Annotated in this window: 7 protein-coding genes and 1 pseudogene; 6 read left to right on the forward strand and 2 right to left on the reverse strand. The window is 62.9% G+C overall.

The window, feature by feature from the left end:
• Nucleotides 1–1,089 (forward strand): YcaO-like family protein (locus tag NDI87_RS15325; RefSeq protein ID WP_296276314.1); only part of this gene is annotated, 1,089 nt, incomplete at its 5' end.
• 237 nt (nucleotides 1,090–1,326) lie between these two features.
• Here the strand turns inward: NDI87_RS15325 and NDI87_RS15330 are convergent.
• Nucleotides 1,327–1,626 carry a type II toxin-antitoxin system RelE/ParE family toxin gene (locus NDI87_RS15330; RefSeq protein ID WP_296276316.1) on the reverse strand — a complete coding sequence of 100 codons (300 nt, stop codon included), beginning with the start codon at nucleotides 1,624–1,626 and terminating at the stop codon, nucleotides 1,327–1,329.
• A gap of 8 nt (nucleotides 1,627–1,634) precedes the next feature.
• The gene (locus NDI87_RS15335; RefSeq protein WP_296276317.1) at nucleotides 1,635–1,919 is read right to left on the reverse strand and encodes a ribbon-helix-helix protein, CopG family; all 285 of its coding nucleotides are present in this window, start codon (nucleotides 1,917–1,919) and stop codon (nucleotides 1,635–1,637) included.
• A 234-nt stretch (nucleotides 1,920–2,153) separates the two neighbouring features.
• Here NDI87_RS15335 and katG point away from each other — a divergent pair, with 234 nt between their 5' ends.
• The 5 genes and pseudogenes from katG to NDI87_RS15360 form a co-directional block, all read left to right on the forward strand.
• Nucleotides 2,154–4,349: a catalase/peroxidase HPI gene (gene katG / locus NDI87_RS15340; protein WP_296276318.1), complete on the forward strand. Its 2,196-nt coding sequence runs from the start codon at nucleotides 2,154–2,156 to the stop codon at nucleotides 4,347–4,349.
• A gap of 41 nt (nucleotides 4,350–4,390) precedes the next feature.
• Complete coding sequence (locus NDI87_RS15345) at nucleotides 4,391–5,812, forward strand: ethanolamine ammonia-lyase subunit EutB (protein ID WP_296276319.1); 1,422 nt, start codon at nucleotides 4,391–4,393, stop codon at nucleotides 5,810–5,812.
• On the forward strand, nucleotides 5,812–6,660 hold the full coding sequence (eutC, locus tag NDI87_RS15350) for an ethanolamine ammonia-lyase subunit EutC (protein ID WP_296276320.1): 849 nt from the start codon (nucleotides 5,812–5,814) through the stop codon (nucleotides 6,658–6,660). Before NDI87_RS15345 ends, eutC begins: the two co-directional genes overlap by 1 nt.
• A 9-nt stretch (nucleotides 6,661–6,669) precedes the next feature.
• Entirely contained in the window at nucleotides 6,670–7,125 is a 456-nt protein-coding gene (locus NDI87_RS15355; protein ID WP_296276321.1) for a cytidine deaminase, read from the forward strand.
• Nucleotides 7,122–7,363 (forward strand): annotated as a pseudogene (locus NDI87_RS15360) (purine-nucleoside phosphorylase); the annotation flags it as partial. The gene NDI87_RS15355 and the pseudogene NDI87_RS15360, both read left to right, overlap by 4 nt.

Here is a 7,363-nt window from a genome sequence, read left to right on the forward strand (position 1 = left end):
CTGGCGAAATACCCTGGCATTCTGGCCGGCATTCAGTGCCTGGAAGAGCAGGGCTTTCCGGTGCTGGTGAAAGATGCATCGCTGGGCGGGACCTACCCGGTGATGTGCGTGACTTTAATGAACCCGCGCACGGGAGGTGTCTTTGCCTCGTTTGGCGCGCACCCAAGCCTGGAAGTAGCGCTGGAACGCAGTCTGACGGAATTGCTGCAGGGTCGCAGTTTTGAAGGCCTGAATGATTTACCTCGGCCCACCTTTGCAAGTGAAGCCGTGACTGAGCCAAACAACTTTGTCGAACACTTCATCGATTCCAGCGGTGTGGTGTCGTGGCGCTTTTTCAGCGCCAAAGCGGATTTCGATTTTGTCGAGTGGGATTTCTCTGGCCAGGGCGAGAATTCCAATGCGCAGGAAGCAGCGACCTTGTTCGGCATTCTTAAAGACATGGGCAAAGAGGTGTACATGGCGGTGTATGACCAGTTGGGCGCCACGGCCTGCCGCATTCTGGTGCCGGGTTATTCGGAAATTTATCCGGTCGACGATTTGATCTGGGACAACACCAACAAAGCACTGTTGTTCCGCGCCGATATTTTGAACTTGCACCGCCTGGACGATGCCAGCCTGGAAGCACTGCTTGAGCGTTTGGAAAACAACGAGCTGGACGACTACTCCGACATCGCCACATTGATCGGCATCGAATTTGACGAGAACACGGCCTGGGGCCAGCTGACAGTTCTGGAGTTGAAGCTGCTGATTAACCTCGCCTTGCAGCAATTCGAGGCGGCGCACGAGCTGGTGGGCGCCTTCCTGCAGTACAACGACAACACGGTCGAGCGCGGATTGTTTTATCAAGCCTTGAACGTCGTGCTCGAGGTGCTGCTGGACGACGAGCTGGAACTGGACGATTACGTGGTCAATTTCCGCCGGATGTTTGGCGACCTTCGGATGGACGCGGTGTTGGGGTCAGTGGACGGCAGCGTGCGCTTCTTCGGCTTGACGCCAACGGGTATGAAACTGGAAGGGCTCGACAGGCACCAGCGCCTGATCGACAGCTACAAAAAATTGCACATGGCGCGGGCCTTGAAAAATACATAGGCGACAACCCTTTGTCCTTTGCCACGAAGAACCGCTAATTCCATTGAAGCAGCCCGGCACTTTCATGGTGACGGCCGGTTTCGATAAAGCATTTCGACAAGTTGGCTGACCGCCAAGGGTCCGAAACCGACTTCCGTTGTGCAGCGGTTGCCAGCCTCGACCAGTCCTGCGATGTGCGCCGAAGTCAGTGGATGCCAATCCTCCACAAAAAAGCAAATTCTGCTTTTGCCCGGGAATTCAACTGTTATTTTTGTACCCTGATTCGCGCTGACTTCGCATTGCCAGCACAAAGGCCGTATCGAGCGGTGCCACGTATCTGTACAACGCAACGTAGCCTCGGGTAGCCCGCCCAATGACAAGTTCGCGTTTGCCGCCTTTGACAGGACGACCCATCATGGGGCTGGTAGCCAAAATTTGCACAGCCTCCACAATTTCCCCAATGCGTTCAGACGCGGAGCCAGCATCGAACTGTGCAATGTAGTCAAAGAAGCGATCAAAGTCGTCCAATAGCTCAGGCGCCATCTCAATGCGAGTCATTGCAGCCGTCAATGGTCGGAACTGCGAGCCAACGGCTTGTTCGGGCTTTCCCCACGGGATTTGGCTGCCAGATACGCTTTCGCGTCCTCCCAGGATACCGTCTGCCCGGAAGCCAGTATTCCCTTCCACCGCTCGTCTGCGATGTCATTGAACTCACTGTCGAGTTCAACCTGCTCAACAGTTTGGGCGATGGCGTCGAGAATGAAGGCGTGCGCTGATTTGCCAGCATGGTCAGCCGCAGCTGCGATGCGTTCCTTCATGGCGTCGTCGAGACGGATGGTGGTGGTCTGCATGATTTACTTTCAAAGTATGGCGTCAATGTAGCATGATTGTGCTACTCATGCAAGACATCGGTAAATCGTCGTATCCAGCGACAGGAATCTGGCAGGCAGATCAGCAAATCGAATTTCGGCAATAGGTTTGTCAGAATGCACTATGGCCCCGATTGACAAAACTCACTTGATCAAGCGCCATACAAAACCTAAACTGAACCGATTATTCGACTTCAAACAAGCAAAGGAAAAACCATGGCAAACGAATCAAAGTGTCCGTTCTCGGGAGACGCCCGCAAGCACACGATCGCCGGCGCGCCGTCGAATGCCGACTGGTGGCCCAATCAGCTGAAGCTGAACATCCTGCACCAGCACTCCGTCAAGTCCGATCCCATGGGCGCGGCCTTCAACTACGCCGAGGCGTTCAAGAGCCTCGACCTGGATGCCGTCGCCCGGGATCTTCGTGCGCTGATGACGGATTCGCAGGACTGGTGGCCGGCGGACTTCGGCCACTACGGACCTTTCTTCGTTCGCATGGCCTGGCACAGCGCCGGCACCTACCGCATCCACGACGGCCGCGGCGGCGCGGGCAGCGGCAACCAGCGCTTTGCGCCACTGAACAGCTGGCCGGACAATGTCAACCTTGACAAGGCGCGCCGGCTGCTGTGGCCGATCAAGCAGAAGTACGGCCGCAAGATCTCCTGGGCCGACCTGATGATCCTTGCCGGCAACGTCGCGCTGGAATCAATGGGCTTCAAGACCTTCGGTTTTGCCGGTGGCCGACCCGACATTTGGGAACCGGAAGAAGACGTCTACTGGGGCTCCGAGAACAAGTGGCTCGATGACAAGCGCTACGCCGGCGACCGCGATCTGGAAAACCCGCTCGCTGCCGTGCAAATGGGGCTAATTTACGTCAACCCGGAAGGCCCGAACGGCAGCCCGGATCCGCTCGCTGCGGCGCGCGACATCCGCGAGACCTTCGCGCGCATGGCGATGGACGACGAAGAGACGGTGGCGCTCATCGCGGGCGGCCACAGCTTCGGCAAAACCCATGGCGCCGGCGATGTCAGCCATGTCGGGCCCGAGCCGGAAGCGGCCGGCATCGAGGCGCAGGGCCTGGGCTGGTTGAGCAGCTTTGGCAGCGGCAAGGGCGGCGACACGATCAGCAGCGGGCTGGAGGTCACCTGGACCACCACGCCGACGAAGTGGAGCAACAACTTCTTCTCGAACCTGTTCGGCTTTGAGTGGGAACTGACCAAGAGCCCGGCCGGCGCGCACCAGTGGACGCCCAAGCATGGCATGGGCGCCAACACCGTGCCGGATGCCCACGATCCGGCAAAACGGCACGCGCCTTCCATGCTGACCACCGACCTCGCCCTGCGCGTCGACCCGGCCTACGAAAAGATTGCCAGGCGCTTTCTTGAGAATCCGGATCAGTTCGCCGACGCGTTCGCCCGCGCCTGGTTCAAGCTGACGCACCGCGACATGGGCCCGCTCGCCCGCTACCTGGGCCCGCTGGTGCCCAAGGAGGCGCTGATCTGGCAGGACCCCGTTCCCGCCGTCGATCATCCGCTGGCCAATGCGGACGACATTGCGGCCCTGAAGGCCAAAGTGCTCGCTTCGGGCCTGTCCATCTCGCAACTGGTCACCACGGCCTGGGCCTCGGCGGCCACGTTCCGCGGCAGCGACAAGCGCGGTGGCGCCAACGGCGCGCGCATTCGCCTGGCGCCGCAGAAAGATTGGCAGGTCAACCAGCCCGCCGAACTGGCCAAGGTCCTGCAGAAGCTGGAAGCCATTCAGCAGAATTTCAACAGCGCCCAGTCCGGCGGCAAGAAGATTTCTCTGGCCGACCTGATCGTGCTGGGCGGCTGCGCGGCCGTCGAAGCGGCTGCGAAGAAAGCTGACCAGGACGTGAAGGTGCCGTTCGCGCCGGGGCGCATGGACGCATCGCAGGAGCAGACCGACGTGGCATCGTTCGCCGTGCTGGAGCCGGCCGCGGACGGGTTCCGCAACTACGCCCGCAAGGAGGTCGAAGATGCTACGGCAGAGTTGCTGGTGGACAAGGCGCAGTTACTGACGCTGACGGCTCCGGAAATGACGGTTCTGATCGGCGGCCTGCGCGCCCTGAATGCCAACTTCGACCATTCGGCGCACGGTGTGCTCACCAAGCGCCCCGAGACGCTGACCAATGACTTTTTCGTGAACCTGCTCGACATGGGCACGAAGTGGCAGATGTCGGCCGCATCCGAAGGTGTGCTGGAGGGACGCGACCGGGCCACCGGCGAGCTCAAGTGGACGGGCACCGTCGTCGATCTCGTCTTCGGCTCCAACTCGCAGCTGCGCGCCCTCGCGGAAGTCTATGCGTGCAGCGACGCGCAGACGGCGTTTGTGCATGACTTCGTGGCGGCCTGGAACAAGGTGATGAACCTTGATCGCTTTGACCTGGCGTGATGTGAGAGGATCGGTCTTAAAAGTCCTGTAGCGCACAGGTCATGGCCTACACCCACACCATTGGCCTGCAATGTTATCGATTTGCGGACCTGCGCACGCTGCTGGCCAAGGCCAGCCCGCTGCGCTCGGGCGACCAGCTCGCCGGTGTGGCGGCCACTGACGCACAGGAGCGGGTGGCGGCGCAAATGGCGCTGGCCGATGTGCCATTGCGCGTGCTCCTCAATGAAGCCGTGGTGCCCTATGAAAGTGACGAAGTCACGCGGCTGATTCTGGACAGCCATGACGCAGCCGCCTTCGCCCCTGTCAGCCACCTGACGGTGGGCGACCTGCGCAACTGGCTGCTCTCGGACCACGCCAGCACGGCCACATTGACCGCCCTGGCCCCCGGCCTGACGCCGGAAATGGTAGCCGCCGTGAGCAAGCTGTGCCGCCTGCAGGACCTGGTGCTGATCGCCGGCAAGTGCGAAGTCGTCACCCGCTTGCGCAATACCCTGGGCCTGAAACACCGGCTCGCCACGCGCCTGCAGCCCAACCACCCGACCGACGACCTGGCCGGCATTGCCGCCAGCCTGCTCGACGGGCTGTTGCTGGGCAGTGGCGACGCGGTGATCGGCATCAACCCGGCCAGCGACAACGTGCCGCAAGTGGTGCGGTTGCTGCACATGCTGGGCGACGTGATCGGCCACTACGGCATCCCCACCCAGTCGTGCGTGCTCACCCATGTCACCAACACCCTGCAGGCGATTGAGCGCGGCGCGCCGGTGGATCTGGTGTTCCAATCGATTGGCGGCACCGAGGCCACCAACCACAGCTTTGGGGTCACGCTGGCCCTGCTGAACGAAGCGCGTGAAGCGGCGCTGTCCCTGCAGCGCGGCGCCCTGTTTGAGGATGGCCAGCGCGGTGCCCATGTGATGTATTTCGAGACCGGCCAGGGCAGCGCCCTGTCGGCCAACGCCCACCATGGCTGCGACCAGCAAACCATCGAGGCGCGCGCCTACGCGGTGGCGCGCCACTTCAAGCCGTTGCTGGTCAACACCGTGGTCGGCTTCATCGGCCCGGAGTATTTGTTCAACGGCAAGCAGATCACCCGTGCCGGCCTCGAGGACCATTTTTGCGGCAAGCTGCTGGGCCTGCCGATGGGCTGCGATGTCTGCTACACCAACCACGCCGAGGCCGACGCCGACGACATGGACAGCCTGCTGCTGATGCTGGGCGCGGCCGGTTGCAACTTCATCATGGGTGTGCCGGGCTCGGACGACATCATGCTCAACTACCAAAGCACCTCGTTCCATGACGCGCTGGTCTTGCGCCAGCTGCTGAGCTTGCGCGCCGCCCCCGAGTTCGAGGCCTGGCAGCAAACCGTTGGCATCTGTGAGCCCGGCTTGACCGGCGAGTCACCGCGCCTGGCCCCGCATTTGCCGGCTGCTTTTGCAACGGCGATTCAACGCCTGGGGACCTCTTGATGAGGGCTCCCGCGCTGGTCACGTCGACCCCATGGGAAGCGCTGCAGCGTTTCACCGACGCCCGCATAGCCCTGGGACGGGCCGGCAACAGTTTGTCCACTGGCGCCCACCTGGCCTTTCAACTGGCCCACGCCCAGGCGCGTGACGCGGTGCAGCTGCCGTTTGACGCGCACGGCATCCAGGTCAACCTGCAGGGCCTGGGCCTGCCGACGCTGCTGCTGCACAGCCAGGCCACCGACCGCGCCACCTACCTGCAACGACCGGACCTGGGGCGGCGGCTCGATGCGGCATCGCTGCAGGCTCTGGCACAGTGGCAGACACAGCAGGGCGATGCGCCGGGCTTCGACGTGGCCTTGGTGCTGGTCGACGGTTTGTCGTCGCTGGCGATCCACCAGAACGCGGTGGCACTGGTGTCATTGATGTTGCAGCGCTTGCGGGCCGACACCCGGCCCTGGACCGTGGCGCCCCTGACCGTGGTGGAACAAGGCCGTGTCGCCATCGGCGACGAAGTGGGCGCCGCCTTGCGCGCCAACACCGTGGTGGTGCTGATTGGCGAGCGCCCGGGCCTGAGTTCGCCCGACAGCATGGGCGTTTACATCACCTGGGCGCCTCAGGTCGGCACCAGTGACGCGGCGCGCAATTGCATATCGAACATCCGCCCCGCCGGCTTGTCGGTCGACGCTGCCGTGCGCACGCTGCACCAGTTGCTGACCAGGGCGCGCCAGCAGCAACTGACGGGGGTCGGACTGAAGGACGACGTGGATCACGCCTTGATTGATCCGCAAAAGGCTACGCCTCATCAAGCGCTGATCTCTTTCTGGCAGGGCCAGTCGCGCGACTCGCGGTAAAGTGCGGTCATGCCGACCTTCACCCTCACCGACAGCCAGCAGCAGGCGCTGCTAGCCGCCGCGCGCCAGGCCCGGGGCAACGCCTACGCGCCTTATTCCAACTACCCCGTCGGTGCCGCCGTGCTCGATGAGCAGGGTCGCATCCATGCCGGCTGCAATGTGGAAAATGCCGCCTACCCTGAGGGTCTGTGTGCCGAAGCGGCGGCGCTGGCGGCGATGGTGCTGGCTGGCGGGCGGCAAGCGCGTGCCGTGCTGGTGGTGGGCAGCGGCGACGCGGGCAACTGGACCACGCCCTGCGGCGGCTGCCGTCAGAAGTTGCGTGAATTTGGCACGCCCGATTTGCTCGTCCTGAGCGCCAATGAGCTGGCGCTGGGGCCGCGCCACACCCTCAGCCAGTTGCTGCCCGAGAGCTTTGGCCCGGGCCACATCAAGGTAAGACAAGGCGCTGGCCAGCACACACCATGAACGCCATCGACACGATCCGCCAGCGCGCCCCGGGCCTGCAACCGCGCATCGCCGTGGTGCTGGGCTCGGGCTGGGGCGGCCTGAGCGGGCACCTCACCGACGCCGTCCAGATCCCGTACGGCGCGCTGGCCGGTTTTCCGCAGCCCGGCGTGGCCGGCCATGGCGGCACGCTGTGGCTGGGACAGATTGGCGCACAAAAAGTGGCCGTCATGAGCGGGCGCCAGCACGGCTATGAAAC

This window comes from Rhodoferax sp., from assembly GCF_023701345.1.
Lineage (GTDB): Bacteria > Pseudomonadota > Gammaproteobacteria > Burkholderiales > Burkholderiaceae_C > Rhodoferax.